Source organism: Citrobacter sp. RHB35-C21, from assembly GCF_013816515.1.
Lineage (GTDB): Bacteria > Pseudomonadota > Gammaproteobacteria > Enterobacterales > Enterobacteriaceae > Citrobacter > Citrobacter braakii.
Genome location: NZ_CP057147.1, coordinates 835963 through 852397 on the forward strand (window position 1 = coordinate 835963; position 16435 = coordinate 852397).

Here is a 16435-nt window from a genome sequence, read left to right on the forward strand (position 1 = left end):
TGCCATGAGGTATTTCCATTTTGTTGCTCATAATCAGGATTGAGGGCTTCTGCGGGCAGTGATGATACGGGGTTAATTTGATTGAGGTTATTTGATATGACGTGGTGTCTATTTTCATGTTATTGAAAAAAGATAATTCCAGAGTAACTGATGCAGGCGTTTGTTGTAGGTAAGTGCTGTATGGCGTGGTTATCTTCATAGCTATTGTTATGCCTGGCGTGTTGGATTGGTATTAATATATTAAAGAAGGGGTCTTATCATTTGTAACAGTAATCGATGATGTGTTATCAGTAAGTGGGTTATGCCTGGGAGGTATTATTATCTGAAGGTATTCACTAAGGGGATAGTACTATTGGATGGTATCCATTGAGCAATCATTGCCATCAGGTAAGAAATACACCATTCAATGTAGTCACAACCTGAATGTTTAGCACTCATTAAAAATCTATCATTAAGAAAACAGAATTGAATTGAGTCGATATTACCATTGACTAGTCCTCGTCAGGATAAAAGTGAAGATGATTAACATCAGTAATCTAATAATCATAACGACAGGGTGGTTACTGGTTAACAGTAACGTTTTGGGTGAATGGTCATGCCTGAAAATCAGCAGGTGAGTATCAATGGTTTATTACTGGTCTGCGTATTAGTGATGAGCGTTAAATGCTCAGTCAGTGAACTAACCTGTAGTAAGCCTGTCGGTATTGCTCTGTCTGCCTGATATTGACGCTTACAATACCTGTCAGTTACAGATACTACGGTGACCCGTTATCCCTGAAAGTTTTTTGATATGTGTAAACAAGGCCATTGGTAACGACTGTAAACGGGGCATTATCCGTGTTGGTGATAATAGTCATGATTGTATCGTAAACAGAATAACCCGATTGAGGTGACGTGGAATAGGGTGATTATCCTGGTAATCACCGCAAGCTATTTAATAAGTAATTGAGCGCTGTAGTGTCTTATACCGCCATAGCTTCCTGTGAGCCTGCATAAGCGCATTGAATAACACGATAGTGGAAATCTGTGGTTAGTATGAATATGGCGCTCCTGATGCGTTACAGGGCGTTTTAGCAGTAGTCCCGATAACGATTATTTATCGGGCTTATTGAACGGGGTAATAATATCATGACAGCAATGAGGGACTGGTACAGGGGCTCTTGCCCCGGGTATATACATCCCTCTGGGGTAATATTTGCTTTTCAGGGTAACCACAACCTATTTTGGGTCCAGGTCAATACAAGGGCATCGCAATCTTCAGCTGCTTCTGTAAGCCAGAATTGCAGCGACTTAACAGTTTCGATCTTCGCTACTGGCCTGACATTGCCGGGATCATTCGCTCACTGGGGATGGAAGAGGTGGAGGTAACATTCAGGGATGAAGCGACAGAGGCAATTATCAACGCCCGCAGACCTTCACAGACGGATTTCTTCAGAGCGTTATTCGATAACATCAGTAACCAAAAAACCGGGGATTACTACGCCTTGTCACGGAGTTTTAAACTCTCCGATACAGCACTGGCGACGATTTGTAATATCACCCGTGATTTGCCACCCGATGAACTCGTTGACGCCGCTTATGTCAAGCGTACCCGCCATCGTCTAACGGGAAGACTGTTTTTTCGCAGCCTTCGGGTCACCCGGCATTAGAACCGATTTCTGAGAGGCGATTACCCTTTACGCAATCATTCTGCCAGCCACGATATTTTACTGAAGCCAGCCGTCTCTGAGGGATCGACTGGCGGACTCGCTGAAGGCAATAAGTTTTTTTTAACAGCACCGGTAATGGTTATGAACGATAACCCACCGGAGTCCATTTTAATGAGTTACACATACGACCCTTACTGGCAGCAACGCATCGCTGATACCTTCAGTTGCGCTCTTAACGCTTACACCCGCTTACTGGCCCTGCGTGTTGACCTCCGTCTGCCGGATACGCCAGCGGCCACCGATGCTGCTGTTATCTCCCGCTTCACCGATTCCCTGAAAGCCCGGATTGATGCCCTTCAGACGCGTCAACGTCGCGAGGGCAAACGCGTCTGGCCGACCACGCTGCGTTTTATCTGGGCGCGGGAGTTTGGTGAAATCAAAGGGAAGAAGCATTACCACGCGGTGCTGTTGCTGAACCGCGATACGTGGTGCGGACCGGGAGATTACAAAGACCCGGATTCGCTTGCAGGTATGATTAAACAAGCGTGGTGCAGCGCCCTGAAGGTGGATGCACAGGCGCATGCCGTTCTGGCTCGTTTCCCGGCGAGTCCAGTCTCATGGTTGACACGTGGCGATGGTGCTCAACTGCAACAGGCCCTGTCGCAGGCGGCCTATTTAGCCAAGCTGGAGACCAAAATCACCGGTGACGGTGAGCGTAACTTCGGTTGCAGCCGTGGCTGAGCCAGACATATCTCGATTCATCAGGCCTGATTGTGCGGGCCGGGTAATTTTTTACAACGTTCCCCTATCCTCTGAGGCGAACCGGTAACCCCATGATTCAACCACCACCGGACGTCTCCCGATAGCCATATCCTCAGAGGGAGAAAAATACCATGACCACGTTGAATACGAATATTAATGCCAGCCCTGACACACTGCTTTCAGCTCAGGACCCGCTTATCGACATGACCTTTATCACCACGTTTACCGGGATGACCGACAAATGGTTTTACAAACTGATTGGCGACGGGTTGTTTCCGAAACCCATCAAGCTGGGGCGCAGCTCCCGCTGGCGCAGAAGCGAGGTGGAAGCCTGGATGCAGCAGCGTATTGCTGATTCCCGTGGCGTCTGAGCAGGGAGGATATCTGAATGGAAAAACGACGCCGCACTCAGCCACAGGCCATCCCGGTTCGCTGGACGTGTCCCCGTTGCCGGCGACAGTACTGTGGCGCCAGACCCTGTCCCGTTTGTTTCAGACCCACCGACGCACCTGCGCAACCGTAACCTTTCTGTATTCCGGTGCCGACCACCAACCGTACCGACCCGCTAACGCATAACTGAACCGCCATTCACCCTGCCACGCTGCCCGTACCGGGACGGCTGACGCCTGCGTGTCGTCTGGCGGTAAGGAGAGTACCACTATGTATGCAAAATCGTTTATGGCTCTGGACGGCAACGGCCGTCTCACGGGAGCCATAACCGCGCAGACCGCGCCGTATGACCGCTACAGCTGCCATCTGTGTGCCAGTGCCCTGCAGTACCATCCTGAATACGACACCGAACGTCCGTGGTTTGAACATCATGCAGCAAAGCTTTCGGAGAACGGTCGACAGCACTGCCCGTATGTAAAGCCCGGGGTGAGGGAGACCCGCCATATCCGGCAACTGCAGTCTTATGTACCGGAAGCCCGTCCCCTGGTTTTCTACGCAGACTGGCACTGTCACGGCTGCGGCAGTGATTACCACGGTGAGCGCTACTGCCTCACCTGCCGGACGGGCGAGCACAGTGATGTGCGTGCTGATACCAACCGGATAGAGGAAGTGACGGCATGCGCATGCTGAAATGTTATCTGGCCAATGACCGCGAAGGCCACTTCGCGACAGCCGGGGAGGCCGTGAGTGCGCCGGGGCAGATATGGAGCTGCGCGTCCTGCGGCTGTCGACTGGTGCTCCATGCGGGGACATACGGGGAGCCGCCGTGGTTTGAACATGACCAGCAGAGCGTGGCCCGGCATGTGCTGATGGCCTGCGCCCACCTTGACCCGGAAGTGAAAACCGAAGCCCGGCACCGAAAGCTGCGCAGTCTCATCAACGGGCTGGAAGCGACGGTAATGGTGCTCTCCTGGTACTGCGTGTGGTGCGGCGACCATTACCAGGGCGTGAAGCACTGTCCCCGGTGTCTGACTGGTATCTACAGCATCGAAGAAGCGCACTGGCAGAGAAACTACTGCTGCAGTACCAGATAGTTCCCCGTCTTTATGAACCAGATACCGCCGTAGAGGCGGTGTCCTCCCTGATTTAACCTAAAGAGAGTCTGCATTATGAATCATTCTTACATACGGGCGTCTGATGCTGTCAGCGCGGATGCCGTCAGCACGCGTGCATTTCTGCAACAGGCCGTTGACCATTACCCGCGACTGGCGGCATTCAGCTTTACGCTGGCGCTACCGTATCGTGAAGCCATGAGCGAATACCGGTCATTGATTCTGCGTTTTCACTCTGAAGTCTGGCAGCGCACCGGCGAATATTCGCGCCAGCGTCAGCAGGCACGACATCGTTCACTCCCGACGCTGTTACGCTGGATATGGGAGACGGCCAGCGCACCGGAGTGCAAAATGGTGCTGCTGCTCAATCTCGATACGCTGGGTACAGGGCGAAACCTGCAACTGACCGACAGTGCGCCTCCGGGGCTTAACGCCATCATCGCCGACGCATGGCAAAAGGTGACCGGTACCGCCTGCACTGACGGCGTAACGAGTATGACGCAGATCATTATTAACCGCGTCGCTCAGGGAGTCTTCGCAACACCCTTTAACCAGCTTACCGTGCATGTTAAGGCCATGTCAGAGCCAATAGCAACGGCCAGAACGGGGATGATTTGTCCGTGAAAGTAATAGCTTCTCTAATTAATGGGGGAGTTATCCAGGTCTTCCCCGGTGTCTGCAGCGCCGATATAATCCCTGAATGAAAAAAGCTCACGATACCTTACCCCCGGAACAAACCGTCACAGCACTTGCGCATTTCGCCTGGTGCGCCCTTGTCGCCTTACGTACCGCTCAGCAGGATGGTCAGGCATTGTCGCCACTCAGCACGCATGCATTTATACTGCGCTGGTTAACGGTGGCGTATAAGCAAAAACGGTTTCCACGTGCAATCGCATCTGATATTGAGGGATTGCTGACGCTGGGGCGTAACAAAGGCCTTGCCGCCAGCTTATTCAGTCGTCTGGAATATCTGTGGTCTTCGTGCACCGGACCGGTGTCAGCGCAGTCGGATTTGTATCGGCTGACGTACGCAATTGAACAGCTTAAATCGCGGGGCTGGGTCAATGCAGCGGTGAGTGACAGGGACTGGGACAATGAAACGCTTCTGGTCCTGGAATACAGCGATGCGAATGCACTGCTGGTAAGGAAGTCGGCACTGACCTGCGGATTTTCGGATGGAGGGAAACTCGTTGCGCCGGTTGAGTTTCTTGTGAATGGCGACTTGTCAGCCTGTATGGCTGTTTTTGCGGCTCATACACTGTCGGCTGTCATGCTGGAGTCGAATCGGATCGTGTTACAACCTTGAGCAGTAAAACAACCGTTCTCAACCCGCAGCAAAGCTCATCACTGTCCACGTCTGTCTTTCTGTAAACCGAACGGGTGTTGTTCCTGGTCGCGCTAATGCACCGGCGGCTGAGATATTCATATCGCTGGTACAGGTATGAGATATGCGTAAAGTCCGGGCGTTGCAATTCCTTTAATCTGAAAAAAATAAATAAGCCCGGTTTACGTGAATAATAAGAAATGATGGAAACCTGAAACTGTCGCCAGTTTTTCACATGCTCAGTCACGTCCAGCTTCTCAATTTCTGATAAAAGTACAAAATCAGATATTTCACGTGACTGGTGATATTTTGTACAAATATACACCCTAAGCCAAATTGATCATTTTCTGTGCATCCTTATCCCGCGGGGCCTGAAGGGTTATGGTGTAAAATTCTTATAAATCAGAAAGATGATATTTTTTTGTTAAAAGCCAGGAATGTAAATCTTTGTTACATTTTTTCATTTTCGATCTGGCAGGGAACGTTCCCAAACTCCAGCCATTGGGCCTTATCCGAAATTTTTCATTTCAGACAAATACCCAGAAAATACAGTGTCGACATGCTGGTGGATGGAATGCGCCCGCTTTTTTTGGTTCCGGGATTTTTATTTACGTCGGATGACGCGAACCGGAAAGTTGTTCTGGCTGGGTAATTTTTTCTTATTTATTTTTCACTGGCATTGACCGTTTCTATCACTCCATAGAACAGGGACAGCCATGTCTAATTCTTCCTTTCAGTCCGAAATCCCTAAAGCGCGTATTAATTTAAAACTTGATTTGCATACCGGTGGTGCGAGCAAGAAAACGGAGCTCCCCCTGAAATTGCTCGTGGCGGGCGACTTCAGTAATGGTCAGGAGTCTGCCCCTTGTCTGAGCGCAAAAAAGTTGATTTGAATAAAAATAATTGTGATTCTGTCATTTCTGAATATTCCCCAAAAGTCAATCTTACCGTTAAAAACACGCTTGCTGATGATGGCAGTGAAGACAACATCAGTCTGACCTTCCGGAGCATGAAGGACTACCAGCGTCGGTGAGACATCCGCGTCATACAACTCTTTGAACGCAGCCACTATCTCACGGGTGGTCATCCCTTTGGCGTACAGTGACAGGATTTGGTTATCCATCCCGGTGATCCGGGTCTGGTTTTTCTTCACCAGTTGGGGCTCGAAGGAGCCGTCACGATCGCACGGCGTACGCAGTTCCAGCGGGCCATCGCCGGTGGTAACGGTTTTTGTGAAATAGCCGTTGCGGGAGTTGGCACCCGGTTTAGACTGATGTTTACCGTAGCCGAGGTGATGGAGCATTTCGGCGTTGAGGCGGCGCTCAACGCTGATTTTTTTCAGCAGGCGATCGAACTGGTTGAGATCGTCAGGGGTTTTGAGATTTTTGGTCAGTTCGTTAGCCAGAGCCTACAACTGTTTTTCGTCCATAAAGTAACCTGCTTTTGATGTTGAATTGAACATATCAAAATCAGGCAATTACACAAACTTGTGTACAGGCTCCATACAGCTAACCCGGCCCGTCACATCGTAATGTCAACCCGTAATGCATAACATCATGCAGCGTTCCATTAATGAGTCGGGAATCATATTCAACCTTCTTGAATCGCCACGGGTAATCTAGACACTTCCGAGCCGTTGATGGACTGACCCCACCCCGGTAGACGATCCTGCCCTATAGTAACGAGCGCATGGCAGACATGTCCCCGTTCTGGATGCTAAATGTTCTGAACAGCGCCGAACTGGTACTGGGGCAGTATCAGCGCCTGCAGCACAGCCCGCCAAGTACTGTGGTTCCGACCTTAATGGGGGCCGCCAGCTGTCAGTAAAGGTCAGTGTCTGACCCCGGAGACACGCGGACAGCCAAGCACCTACCAATCATCTGCTGGTCCCGCGCTAGCAAATCAGCCAGTTGCGTAAAGAAATGCGGCATGTTGTGCCGCTGGTTCTGAATGGTCAGGTTGGCAGCGCGATGACGAATGACATGCTGCCGCAGGCGGCTATCCCGGGAGAAGGGGGAAGGTCTGGCGTGAGTCTTCAGCGGTGAGCTCAATTGCTGCATGGGTCACTACCTTCGCCATATCTTGAGCATACTACCGGAGTAGTCCAGCAACAAAGTGGCCGAACTACTTCCATGGAACGTGGTTCTTCCCGATAAATAATCGTCAATACGGCGCTCGTTTAACGCTTACACATTAAATATTAATTAAGCCTGATTGGATGTTTTTCATTTTTTTTAATTGGTGTGCTTGACCTTCCAGTAACATCAACCTTTAGCCTTGTAAGAAATTGCTACAGTGCCGTTTTCGGATGGGCCGGGGCTGCCTGTGGCGTATGCAAGGATCACTGTTATGAAAATGAAAATTGGGGTTCTGATTGTGTCGGCCGCAATCATCGCCACTGCCGGGATTGCGTTTGCCCGGGATAGTGGCGGCAACGATGAGCCGGCCGCAGCGGCCGCACCTATGGCTCCCCAGGTTCCCGTAGCCGAAGTGCTCTCGCGTCAGATAGTCCCTTCGGCAGAGTTTACCGGTTCATTGGCGGCCCCAAAAACCGTAGAGCTACGCCCACGCGTTGGCGGTACCATCGACGCTGTCAGCGTACCTGAAGGCAGCATGGTGCGTCAGGGGCAGCTGCTGTTCCAAATTGATCCTCGTCCATTCCAGGTGGCTCTTGACAGCGCGCAAGCACGACTCAAGCAGGCAGAAGCGCTGGCTATCCAGGCCAATCGCGATTTTGAACGAGTTGGTCGGCTGGTGAACAATGGCGCGGTATCCCGGAAAGATTACGATGACGCCGCTTCTACACGTCATGCTCGTCAGGCTGAGGTGCAGGCTGCAAAGGCCGAGGTTGCGGCGGCGAAACTGGACTTGTCTTATTCGCGCGTGGTGGCACCGATTACCGGCCGCGTGGATCGCATGCTGGTGACTGAGGGAAATCTGGTCAGCGGCGGTGGTACGGGATCTGCGACGCTATTGACAACGATTGTTTCCGTCAATCCGCTATACGCTTACTTTGATATTGACGAAGCGACGTTCCTTAATTCAGTCAGCAAGGCACGTCCTGACGCAGTTAACAAGGTGGAAGAGCGTTTACCCGTGCATGTTGGGCTGGCGACAGAAAAAGGTTTCCCGCATCAGGGAACGCTCGATTTTGTCGGGAATCAGATCGATCGTAGTACCGGTACTGTCAGGGTACGTGCCGTAATCCCTAACGACGATGGGAAACTGACGCCAGGTGCCTTTGCCCGCGTGCAGCTGGCCACCGGTGCGGCACATCAGGCGATTCTGATTGACGATCAGGCGATAGGGAGCGATCAGGGACGCAACTATGTCCTGGTGGTGGGTGCGGATAATAAGGCGCAGTATCGCCCGATTGAGCTGGGCGCGGTGGTTGATGGTTTGCGCGTGGTCAAGAGTGGCCTGAAAGCCGGTGAGAACATTATTATCAAGGGGCTGGTGCGTCCCGGTATGGCGGTGACGCCGCGTTTGACCCCGATGCAGGCTTCTGGCGCGTCGGTTAGCGAGGGGGAAAAAGCCGGCTCCGTTGAAGGGGGAGGCCAATAATGAAATTCCCACACTTCTTCATCCAGCGGCCTATTTTCGCGATTGTGTTATCGGTGTTTATGCTGATAGCTGGCGCTCTGGCTTTCTTTCAGCTTCCGCTGAGTGAATACCCATCGGTAACACCGCCTACCGTGCAGGTTTCGGCAAGCTACCCTGGTGCTAACCCTAAGGTGATTGCTGACACCGTTGCTGCTCCACTGGAACAGGCAATCAACGGGGTGGAAGGCATGTTGTACATGAGTTCCCAGATGTCTGCCGACGGTCGAATGGTCTTGACGATTTCATTCCGGCAGGGAACCGACCCCGATATTGCGCAGATTCAGGTGCAGAACCGGGTTTCTCGGGCCTTGCCGCGCTTGCCGACTGAGGTGCAGCAGATCGGTGTCGTGACGGAGAAAACGTCACCGGATATCCTCATGGTTGTGCATATATTTGCACAGGGCGATCGCTACGATCCGCTTTATGTTTCCAACTATGCCATGTTGAACGTGCGTGATGAGCTATCACGCTTGCCAGGTATTGCCAGCGTCACGCTTGGGGGCGAGGGTGAATACGCGATGCGCGTCTGGCTGGATCCGACCAAAGTCGCTTCCCGCGGTTTGACGGCCAGTGATGTGACCGCAGCAATTCGTGAGCAGAATGTCCAGGTCGCGGCCGGTTCTGTCGGTCAACAGCCGAACAGCTCCTCTGCCTTCGAAGTCAGTATCAATGCCCAGGGGCGTCTGACCACCGTTGAGCAGTTTGGCGATATCGTGATCAAAGCTGGCGCTGACGGGCAGGTTACCCGCCTGCGCGATGTTGCGCGTCTGGAATTGGGATCGGACAACTATTCCCTGCGCAGCCTGCTGGACGATAAAAATGCCGTGGGTATGCACATCGTTATGACGCCAGGCGCCAATGCGCTGGACGTCTCTGCCTCGGTTCGGGCGACGATGGCGAGGCTGCAGGCCAACTTCCCGGAAGGTATCGAATACCGTATCGCTTATGACCCGACAGTGTTTGTCAGCGCCTCGTTGAAATCAGTGGCAATGACGTTGCTGGAGGCGACGGTGTTGGTGGTACTGGTGGTGATGCTGTTCCTGCAAACCTGGCGGGCTTCGATCATCCCTCTGGTCGCGGTACCTATTTCGTTGGTCGGTACTTTCGCCCTCATGTATTTGTTCGGCTTTTCGCTCAACACGCTGTCGTTGTTTGGTCTGGTGTTATCGATAGGTATCGTTGTCGATGATGCCATTGTGGTGGTTGAAAACGTCGAACGGCATATTGCACAGGGCCGTTCTCCGAAAGAAGCGGCAAGAAGGGCCATGGACGAGGTGACTGGCCCTATTTTAGCCATTACTTCCGTTTTGGCTGCTGTGTTTATTCCTTCTGCGTTCCTGTCAGGATTGCAGGGGGAGTTCTATCGCCAGTTCGCGCTGACCATCGCCATTTCGACGATCTTGTCTGCGATCAACTCGTTGACGTTGTCGCCGGCGCTGGCATCGGTTCTGCTTAGACCCCATCAGGATATGGCGCAGGCCGACAGGTTGACGCGCATCATGGATCGCGTATTCGGTGGTTTCTTCCGTCGCTTTAACGCTTTCTTCGATAGATTGTCGAACAACTACGTTGGCGCAGTCCGCCGGGCCGTACGCGGCAGTATCATCGTGCTGGTGCTGTATGCCGGTTTCCTGGGCCTGACACTGTTGGGGTTCCAGCAGGTTCCTAACGGTTTTGTGCCCGCTCAGGACAAATACTATCTGGTTGGGATTGCTCAATTGCCTTCCGGCGCCTCGTTGGATCGCACGGAAGCCGTAGTGAAAGAGATGTCCCGAATTGCGCTGGCGGAACCTGGAGTGGAAAGCGTCGTGGCGTTTCCTGGGTTGTCGGTAAACGGCCCTAACATGCCTAACTCCGCATTGATGTTTACCATGCTGAAACCCTTCAGTGAACGTAAGGATCCTTCGCTGTCTGCCGAGGCTATTGCCGGTAGCCTGATGGGGAAATTTAGCCAGATACCTGACGGTTTTGTCGGGATCTTCCCGCCACCACCGGTACCGGGGCTGGGCAGCATGGGAGGATTTAAACTCCAGATCGAAGACCGGGCAGGGCTTGGCTTTGAAGAGCTGACCCGTGTTCAAGGGATGGTTATGGCGAAGGCCATGCAGGCTCCTGAACTGGCAGGGATGATGGCCAGTTTCCAGACCAACGCACCTCAGTTGCAGGTTGATATCGACCGCGTCAAAGCCAAGTCTCAGGGCGTCGCACTGACCGATATCTTTGATACGTTGCAGGTGAATCTGGGGTCGCTGTATGTAAATGACTTTAACCGCTTCGGTCGTACGTATCGGGTGATCACTCAGGCGGATGCGCAATTCCGTATGCAGCCTGAAGATATCGGGTTGCTTAAAGTGCGTAATGCCGCGGGTGACATGATCCCACTGGGAACGCTGGTGAACATTACCCGTACCTCTGGACCAGACCGTGTTATGCGTTACAACGGTTATCCGTCGGCGGATATTACCGGTGGCGCAGCGCCTGGCTACTCCTCCGGACAGGCAACGGCAGCTATTGAGAAGATCGTTAGTGAAACGCTGCCTGAGGGAATGACATACGAATGGACCGATCTGACTTACCAGGAGAAGCAGACTGGCAACTCGGCGCTGTATATCTTCCCGTTGGCGGTGTTCCTGGCGTTCCTGATCCTGGCCGCACAATACAACAGCTGGTCGCTGCCGTTTGCGGTGCTGTTAATTGCCCCAATGGCATTACTTTCCGCGATCGCCGGGGTTTGGCTATCGAATGGAGATAACAACATCTTCACGCAGATTGGTTTTGTGGTGCTGGTGGGACTGGCGGCGAAAAACGCAATCCTGATCGTCGAGTTCGCTCGCGCCAGAGAGAGTGAAGGCGTCGATCCTCTGGCTGCCGTGCTGGAGGCCGCTCGCCTGCGTCTGCGCCCGATACTGATGACCTCGTTGGCATTTATTGCGGGGGTTGTGCCTTTGGTGATCGCGAGCGGTGCCGGTGCGGAAATGCGTCATGCCATGGGGATTGCCGTGTTTGCCGGGATGCTGGGGGTGACGCTGTTCGGACTCTTGTTGACGCCAGTGTTCTATGTCGTGGTCCGTAAGCTGGTTATTCGCCGGGAAATCAAGCAGGCACAGCGGGCAATCAGTGATTCACGGCCATGACGGGCGGAGAGAGAATAATGAAAGCAGAGTATGAAATGAACCATCGTATTAATAAACTCTCGGTGCTGGCGATGGCGCTGGTATTGGCCGGTTGTACTATGGCGCCGGACTACGAACGGCCTTCTGCACCAACGAGCTCAAGCTATCCTTCGGGAGCGGCTTATGCTCAGGGAACAGTTTCAGCGGCTCAGACTGCCGTGGCTGATATCGGTTGGCGCGATTTCTATCGTGATCCGTTGTTGCAACAATTACTTGAGGTCGCGTTGGCAAACAACCGCGATCTGCGCAAGTCGGTGCTGGATGTTGAGGCCGCGCGGGCTCAGTACCGGATCCGTCGTGCCGATATGTTGCCAACACTGAATGTGGATGCGGGCGCTACCGTGCAGCGTCTGCCCGCAGATGTCAGCCCGAGTGGTACAACGCAGATAACGCGGAGTTATGAGGTTAATGGTGCGGTGTCAGCCTGGGAGCTGGATTTGTGGGGACGGGTTCGTAGCCTCAGCGATCGGGCGCTGGCAACGTACCTGGCGTTGGATGAAACACGGATTGCGGCAAGGCTGAGCCTGCTCGCTGAGGTGACAAACGCTTATCTGACGTTGCGTGCGGATCAGGAGTTGCTGCAACTGGCTCACGATACGCTGAGCACGCAAAAGAGGACTTACGCATTGACCCAGGCGCTGTTTGATGCGGGTAATGCAACGCAAATTGATTTGCGGCGCGCAGAGATTGCGTTGCGTACTGCGGAAGTCAGTCAGGCTGCTTATACGAGGGTGGCGGCGCAGGATCGCAATGCACTGGTTTTGCTTTTAGGGCAGCCATTGACGGCCGAACTCTCGGCCAGCCTGGATAAGGCGAATACCTTGCCCGATGACATCATCCCTTCCGCGTTGCCGGCGGGCTTGCCGGCAGAATTGCTGGTGCGTCGTCCGGATGTCCGTGCGGCAGAGCAGCAACTGCGTGCGGCCAATGCCAATATCGGGGCCGCTCGCGCGGCATTTTTCCCGGCAATCAGTTTGACAGGATCGGCTGGTACGGCCAGTTCGAGTCTGGACGGGTTGTTCGAGCCGGGGTCAGCGGCCTGGAGTTTTGTTCCGCAAATCTCGTTGCCTATTTTCCGGGGAGGCGCTCTGCGCGCCAATCTGGACCTAGCCCAGGTACAAAAGCGCATCGAAATTGCGAATTACGAGAAGGCGATTCAGGTTGCCTTCCGCGAAGTGGCTGATGGCCTGGCGGGCAGACAAACCCTGGACGATCAATTCCGTTCAGAACAATTGTTGGTGCAGGCCAGCCAGGCTAACTATGAATTGGCCTCACAGCGCTTCCGGGCCGGTATTGACGATAATCTGGCGGAGCTTGACGCGCAACGAGCGCTGTTCAGTGCACAGCAAACTCTGGTTCAGACCCGACTGGCGCGAATGAGCAATTTGGTCAATTTGTATAAAGCGCTGGGGGGCGGATGGACAGAAAGCTCTCCGGCTAAGCCATAACTCTCCGGGCAGGTTAACGCCACTGTCTGGCGATAAGGTCGGCAATACGTGGGTGGAGGGATAAAACCGCCCGCGTATTGCATTGTCGTAGGGATAAGGGGTTACGGCGCGGCAACCACTTCTTTTACTGCGAGGACTGCTACGTCTTCGTCTTGTTGCCCGACAGCCGGCAGAAAGCACAACTGAACGGTTTACTTGAAATACTTTGGGGCAGTATATATCCCCACCTCAGGTGAAACGCTTAGTCAGAGAATATAAGCACGAAAATTTTTGGCGATAGGGCTTGACCTTACAACGGTGGCAAGTTCTATCATTGAAGTTACTACAACTAAATAGGATATATATATGCAATTACATCTAGAAAATATGACATGCGGCGGATGTGCCCGGACAGTGACTAAAGTGATTCAAAATATTGATCCTGAGGCAAGTATCATAACTGATCCACCGACTCGTAAGATCGAAGTGAAAACTTCTTTATCTACTGAACAAGTTGCTAATGCTTTACGTGAGGCAGGTTTTCCTCCGAGAGAGTAGTTAACTAAAAATGGTTACCTCCCCGCTGTGGTAACCATTTTTTATCATGTATCCTTACGGTTAGAAGTATTTCTGTTATTATTATGCACCATGGTGGGGTGTTTAGATGTCTTGAGTTGTAGTTTTGATTTAATATGTCTATTACTTAACTCACTAATTTTTTCTCTATGTTAAATGTATTGTGTTCAATATTTATGTGTGATTTACTAAATCATCGGTTTTTTCTTTTAAGGCCTCATTAATGTATCATGTGACGTCAAGTATTTGTGGAGGGAGTATTTGGTTTTTTTTAAATATATTAAGAACAGGGTGGTATGCCAAATTTATCATCATAAAAAGTAAGAAGAGCGAAGTATACGTAAACCAAACGCTGTAAGTTTAAGCATGCCATTTTTGTTCCATGCACTTCTTGATAGCTCCGGGTTTTCAGTCATCAGCCGATACCTCTTCCTGTATCAGGTTATTCAGAGATTCATGAGGCCGCTCGTTATTGTATTACCTCAGCCAGCATAATGTAATTCTCCCGTACCTCATTCTGAGTTCTAAATAGATTAAAATCCAGTATTTATGTCCGATAGCGGCGGTTAAACAGTTCTGCTTTGCATTAGTAACCCGCGTCCCCGGTAGGCGTTGATACGATATGCTTCCCGCAGAGAATGCACCGACTGGTATTTCTGTGCCGGCCTTAGAACTTTTGCTTCAGCATCTCCTGAAGCATCTCCTTGTCCACACTCAGGCCAGCCACCTGTTTCTTCAGTAGCTGATTTTCATCCTCCTGCTACCGCATGTGATTCAGTTCTGAATGAGAAATATCGCCTTATTCCTTACGGTATGTAATGGGATTGTCAGGGCATCGTACAATAGCGTGTTCGACAGCGTGATGAACTACTATCCAGAAGAGCTTGACCGTACGCTCGAGATAATTCTCGATAGCGTGGAGGCTCATATAAAGGTCTATGTGTCGGTCAAGAATCTTGATGCCAGTATGGCGGTAGAAGTACTCAATGAAGTAATATCAGCAAATATTATTGCTATCTAAAAATCAAAGAGACTGATATGTTAGTCTTAAAATAATAGTCAGTTAGAGACTCAACGGACGGAACAAACTAGCTGGCAGTTCGTACTATGCCCATACTATTATGGAATGACGATATTCAATTTATGTCAAATTTTTCAAGTATTCATTCGTCAATTCTGGTTAAGCTGGGATTCGGCCCATCTGACATGTGATGTCGTAGTTTTCCTGATATTTTCGTGGTCATTGTTTATGGGGGGGAGAAGAACCTCGGCGCAAAAGACTGTCGGTGCGGTCTTATTTAAGGTGCTAGGGTTTTCTTTCGCTATACATGATTTTATACTAGCGAGAATATAGATAAAGGATTTGGGAGTGTAATGAATTTTAATGCTGTCCTCATATGCTATTATCCTGCGCTTATAATCCACTCCACTGAAAGTGTAATAGTACATGCTCCTGCTCGTAATCTTCCGGTGATATATCACTCAGGGCTTGAAGCCATTTCCAAGCCAGTAGATGACTCGCAAAACATCATCTGATATCAACATTCAAATATATGTTTCTGATAGTCCACTTTTCGGAGACTCTGCCAGTTCCTGGCGTGTCAGAATGTCCAGTTGATACCAGCAAAACCGCTGATATTGTCTCGCGCTGACACAACAGGACTGTCACTGGTTTTATCCGCAAGCCAGGCATATGAAGCGCCCAGTAGGGTGCCCCAGTGTTCATTAAACTGATGCTGCCAGCTCAGGGTAGTCTGCGTAGCATAAAATCCTGCGCTACGGTTGTATTCCCGGAAACCGGTTGTGCGGCTCTGGGCAGCATTAACGCCGTACCAGGTGTTAATGTACCGGGCGTCACCAAAAAGTGCCGCGCCCTGCAGGGCAACCGTATCTGTGTCGTTCTGCCAGGGCACGAGCGTCAGCGAGGCCTGGTACTGTACCCCCTGTGAATCCGTCAGCGGCAGAGTTGCACGGATTTCCGGGGTAAACCAGCTGTTCACCTGCCAGCCAACAGCAACCTGCGTGTTCAGTGCACCACGGATGTTTCCCATTCCTTTCAGTTTGTCAGAACCATCGCGCCACGATGAATTTTGATCGGCACGGCCAAAACTGTATCCGAACGCATTTTCAAAATAGAGGCCATTATCCGTCTGCAGGTCATAACCGATACCTTTTGTTGAGTCGAAGAAAAACGCGCCTTTACGGACCTGCAGGGAAGGCATCACTGTCCAGTGCTGCTTATCCGCGCCACTGTAGCGGGGGGCGTTTTCTCCCATTATCCCCACCGTCACTCCATCCTGATTGCCGCTGTCGGCAATAGCGGACCCGCAGGTCGCTGCCAGCAGGATCACTGTACACCCTGTTACAGACGAATACGTTGCCATCATATATCCCTCGTTTTATGTTTATGCATTACGGT

14 protein-coding genes and 4 pseudogenes are annotated in these 16435 nt (G+C 51.6%); 15 read left to right on the forward strand and 3 right to left on the reverse strand.

Translation table 11 applies throughout. The features are described 5' to 3' along the window. Window positions 1-1280: 1280 nt before the first annotated feature. The 3 genes from HVZ39_RS04150 (at window position 1281) to HVZ39_RS04160 (ending at window position 2782) form a co-directional block, all read left to right on the forward strand. Complete coding sequence (locus HVZ39_RS04150; RefSeq protein WP_009652475.1) at window positions 1281-1649, forward strand: hypothetical protein; 369 nt, start codon at window positions 1281-1283, stop codon at window positions 1647-1649. A 171-nt stretch (window positions 1650-1820) separates the two neighbouring features. After that, window positions 1821-2390, forward strand: coding sequence for an inovirus Gp2 family protein (locus tag HVZ39_RS04155; protein WP_016154452.1), 570 nt, complete (start codon window positions 1821-1823; stop codon window positions 2388-2390). Between the two features lie 152 nt (window positions 2391-2542). Then, window positions 2543-2782, forward strand: coding sequence for an AlpA family transcriptional regulator (locus tag HVZ39_RS04160; RefSeq protein WP_009652493.1), 240 nt, complete (start codon window positions 2543-2545; stop codon window positions 2780-2782). Window positions 2783-2819: 37 nt separating this feature from the next. Here the strand turns inward: HVZ39_RS04160 and HVZ39_RS04165 are convergent, their stop codons facing one another. Then, window positions 2820-2999 carry a hypothetical protein gene (locus HVZ39_RS04165; RefSeq protein WP_131334065.1) on the reverse strand — a complete coding sequence of 60 codons (180 nt, stop codon included), beginning with the start codon at window positions 2997-2999 and terminating at the stop codon, window positions 2820-2822. A 72-nt stretch (window positions 3000-3071) separates the two neighbouring features. Here HVZ39_RS04165 and HVZ39_RS04170 point away from each other — a divergent pair, with 72 nt between their 5' ends. The 5 genes and pseudogenes from HVZ39_RS04170 to tssB all read left to right on the forward strand — a co-directional run. Next, the gene (locus HVZ39_RS04170) at window positions 3072-3491 is read left to right on the forward strand and encodes a putative zinc ribbon protein (RefSeq protein WP_016154451.1); all 420 of its coding nucleotides are present in this window, start codon (window positions 3072-3074) and stop codon (window positions 3489-3491) included. Continuing rightward, the gene (locus HVZ39_RS04175; RefSeq protein WP_009652429.1) at window positions 3479-3895 is read left to right on the forward strand and encodes a putative zinc ribbon protein; all 417 of its coding nucleotides are present in this window, start codon (window positions 3479-3481) and stop codon (window positions 3893-3895) included. The genes HVZ39_RS04170 and HVZ39_RS04175 overlap by 13 nt, the downstream gene beginning before the upstream one ends. A gap of 75 nt (window positions 3896-3970) precedes the next feature. Continuing rightward, window positions 3971-4537, forward strand: a complete 567-nt coding sequence (locus HVZ39_RS04180) for an inovirus-type Gp2 protein (RefSeq protein ID WP_009652434.1) — start codon at window positions 3971-3973, stop codon at window positions 4535-4537. Window positions 4538-4613: 76 nt separating this feature from the next. Further along, the gene (locus tag HVZ39_RS04185) at window positions 4614-5219 is read left to right on the forward strand and encodes a DUF2913 family protein (protein ID WP_023336638.1); all 606 of its coding nucleotides are present in this window, start codon (window positions 4614-4616) and stop codon (window positions 5217-5219) included. A 734-nt stretch (window positions 5220-5953) separates the two neighbouring features. Then, a pseudogene (tssB, locus tag HVZ39_RS04190) lies at window positions 5954-6258 on the forward strand (type VI secretion system contractile sheath small subunit); the annotation flags it as partial. On the opposite strand, the pseudogene HVZ39_RS04195 reads toward tssB, so the two are convergent. Then, a pseudogene (locus HVZ39_RS04195) lies at window positions 6256-6642 on the reverse strand (transposase); the annotation flags it as partial. The pseudogenes tssB and HVZ39_RS04195 overlap by 3 nt on opposite strands. Before the next feature lie 272 nt (window positions 6643-6914). Between HVZ39_RS04195 and HVZ39_RS04200 the strand changes: the two are divergent. From HVZ39_RS04200 to HVZ39_RS26395, 7 genes and pseudogenes are all read left to right on the forward strand, one after another. Further along, a pseudogene (locus HVZ39_RS04200) lies at window positions 6915-7019 on the forward strand (hypothetical protein); the annotation flags it as partial. Next, window positions 7012-7308: pseudogene (locus HVZ39_RS04205) on the forward strand (OmpA family protein); the annotation flags it as partial. The pseudogenes HVZ39_RS04200 and HVZ39_RS04205, both read left to right, overlap by 8 nt. A gap of 278 nt (window positions 7309-7586) precedes the next feature. Beyond that, window positions 7587-8801 (forward strand): efflux RND transporter periplasmic adaptor subunit, encoded by a 1215-nt coding sequence (locus HVZ39_RS04210; RefSeq protein WP_009652401.1) that lies wholly within the window; start codon window positions 7587-7589, stop codon window positions 8799-8801. Continuing rightward, complete coding sequence (locus HVZ39_RS04215; protein WP_009652455.1) at window positions 8801-11974, forward strand: efflux RND transporter permease subunit; 3174 nt, start codon at window positions 8801-8803, stop codon at window positions 11972-11974. Before HVZ39_RS04210 ends, HVZ39_RS04215 begins: the two co-directional genes overlap by 1 nt. 35 nt (window positions 11975-12009) lie before the next feature. Beyond that, window positions 12010-13461: an efflux transporter outer membrane subunit gene (locus tag HVZ39_RS04220; RefSeq protein ID WP_226859915.1), complete on the forward strand. Its 1452-nt coding sequence runs from the start codon at window positions 12010-12012 to the stop codon at window positions 13459-13461. Between the two features lie 345 nt (window positions 13462-13806). After that, entirely contained in the window at window positions 13807-13998 is a 192-nt protein-coding gene (locus HVZ39_RS04225; protein WP_016154448.1) for a heavy-metal-associated domain-containing protein, read from the forward strand. Window positions 13999-14878: 880 nt separating this feature from the next. Then, window positions 14879-15037, forward strand: coding sequence for a hypothetical protein (locus HVZ39_RS26395; protein ID WP_249419288.1), 159 nt, complete (start codon window positions 14879-14881; stop codon window positions 15035-15037). 580 nt (window positions 15038-15617) lie between these two features. Here the strand turns inward: HVZ39_RS26395 and HVZ39_RS04230 are convergent. Further along, window positions 15618-16367 (reverse strand): MipA/OmpV family protein, encoded by a 750-nt coding sequence (locus HVZ39_RS04230; RefSeq protein ID WP_009652394.1) that lies wholly within the window; start codon window positions 16365-16367, stop codon window positions 15618-15620. Between the last annotated feature and the right edge of the window lie 68 nt (window positions 16368-16435).

What these genes read in the sequence shown, in the direction of transcription:
- HVZ39_RS04175 (WP_009652429.1), top strand. Translation starts at nt 3,479, where the DNA reads ATGCGCATGCTGAAATGTTATCTGGCCAATGACCGCGAAGGCCACTTC.
- HVZ39_RS04180 (WP_009652434.1), top strand. Translation starts at nt 3,971, where the DNA reads ATGAATCATTCTTACATACGGGCGTCTGATGCTGTCAGCGCGGATGCC.
- HVZ39_RS04220 (WP_226859915.1), top strand. Translation starts at nt 12,010, where the DNA reads ATGAACCATCGTATTAATAAACTCTCGGTGCTGGCGATGGCGCTGGTA.
- HVZ39_RS04155 (WP_016154452.1), top strand. Translation starts at nt 1,821, where the DNA reads ATGAGTTACACATACGACCCTTACTGGCAGCAACGCATCGCTGATACC.
- HVZ39_RS04170 (WP_016154451.1), top strand. Translation starts at nt 3,072, where the DNA reads ATGTATGCAAAATCGTTTATGGCTCTGGACGGCAACGGCCGTCTCACG.
- HVZ39_RS04215 (WP_009652455.1), top strand. Translation starts at nt 8,801, where the DNA reads ATGAAATTCCCACACTTCTTCATCCAGCGGCCTATTTTCGCGATTGTG.
- HVZ39_RS04210 (WP_009652401.1), top strand. Translation starts at nt 7,587, where the DNA reads ATGAAAATGAAAATTGGGGTTCTGATTGTGTCGGCCGCAATCATCGCC.
- HVZ39_RS04160 (WP_009652493.1), top strand. Translation starts at nt 2,543, where the DNA reads ATGACCACGTTGAATACGAATATTAATGCCAGCCCTGACACACTGCTT.
- HVZ39_RS04225 (WP_016154448.1), top strand. Translation starts at nt 13,807, where the DNA reads ATGCAATTACATCTAGAAAATATGACATGCGGCGGATGTGCCCGGACA.
- HVZ39_RS04185 (WP_023336638.1), top strand. Translation starts at nt 4,614, where the DNA reads ATGAAAAAAGCTCACGATACCTTACCCCCGGAACAAACCGTCACAGCA.
- HVZ39_RS04165 (WP_131334065.1), bottom strand. Translation starts at nt 2,999, where the DNA reads ATGGCGGTTCAGTTATGCGTTAGCGGGTCGGTACGGTTGGTGGTCGGC.
- HVZ39_RS26395 (WP_249419288.1), top strand. Translation starts at nt 14,879, where the DNA reads ATGAACTACTATCCAGAAGAGCTTGACCGTACGCTCGAGATAATTCTC.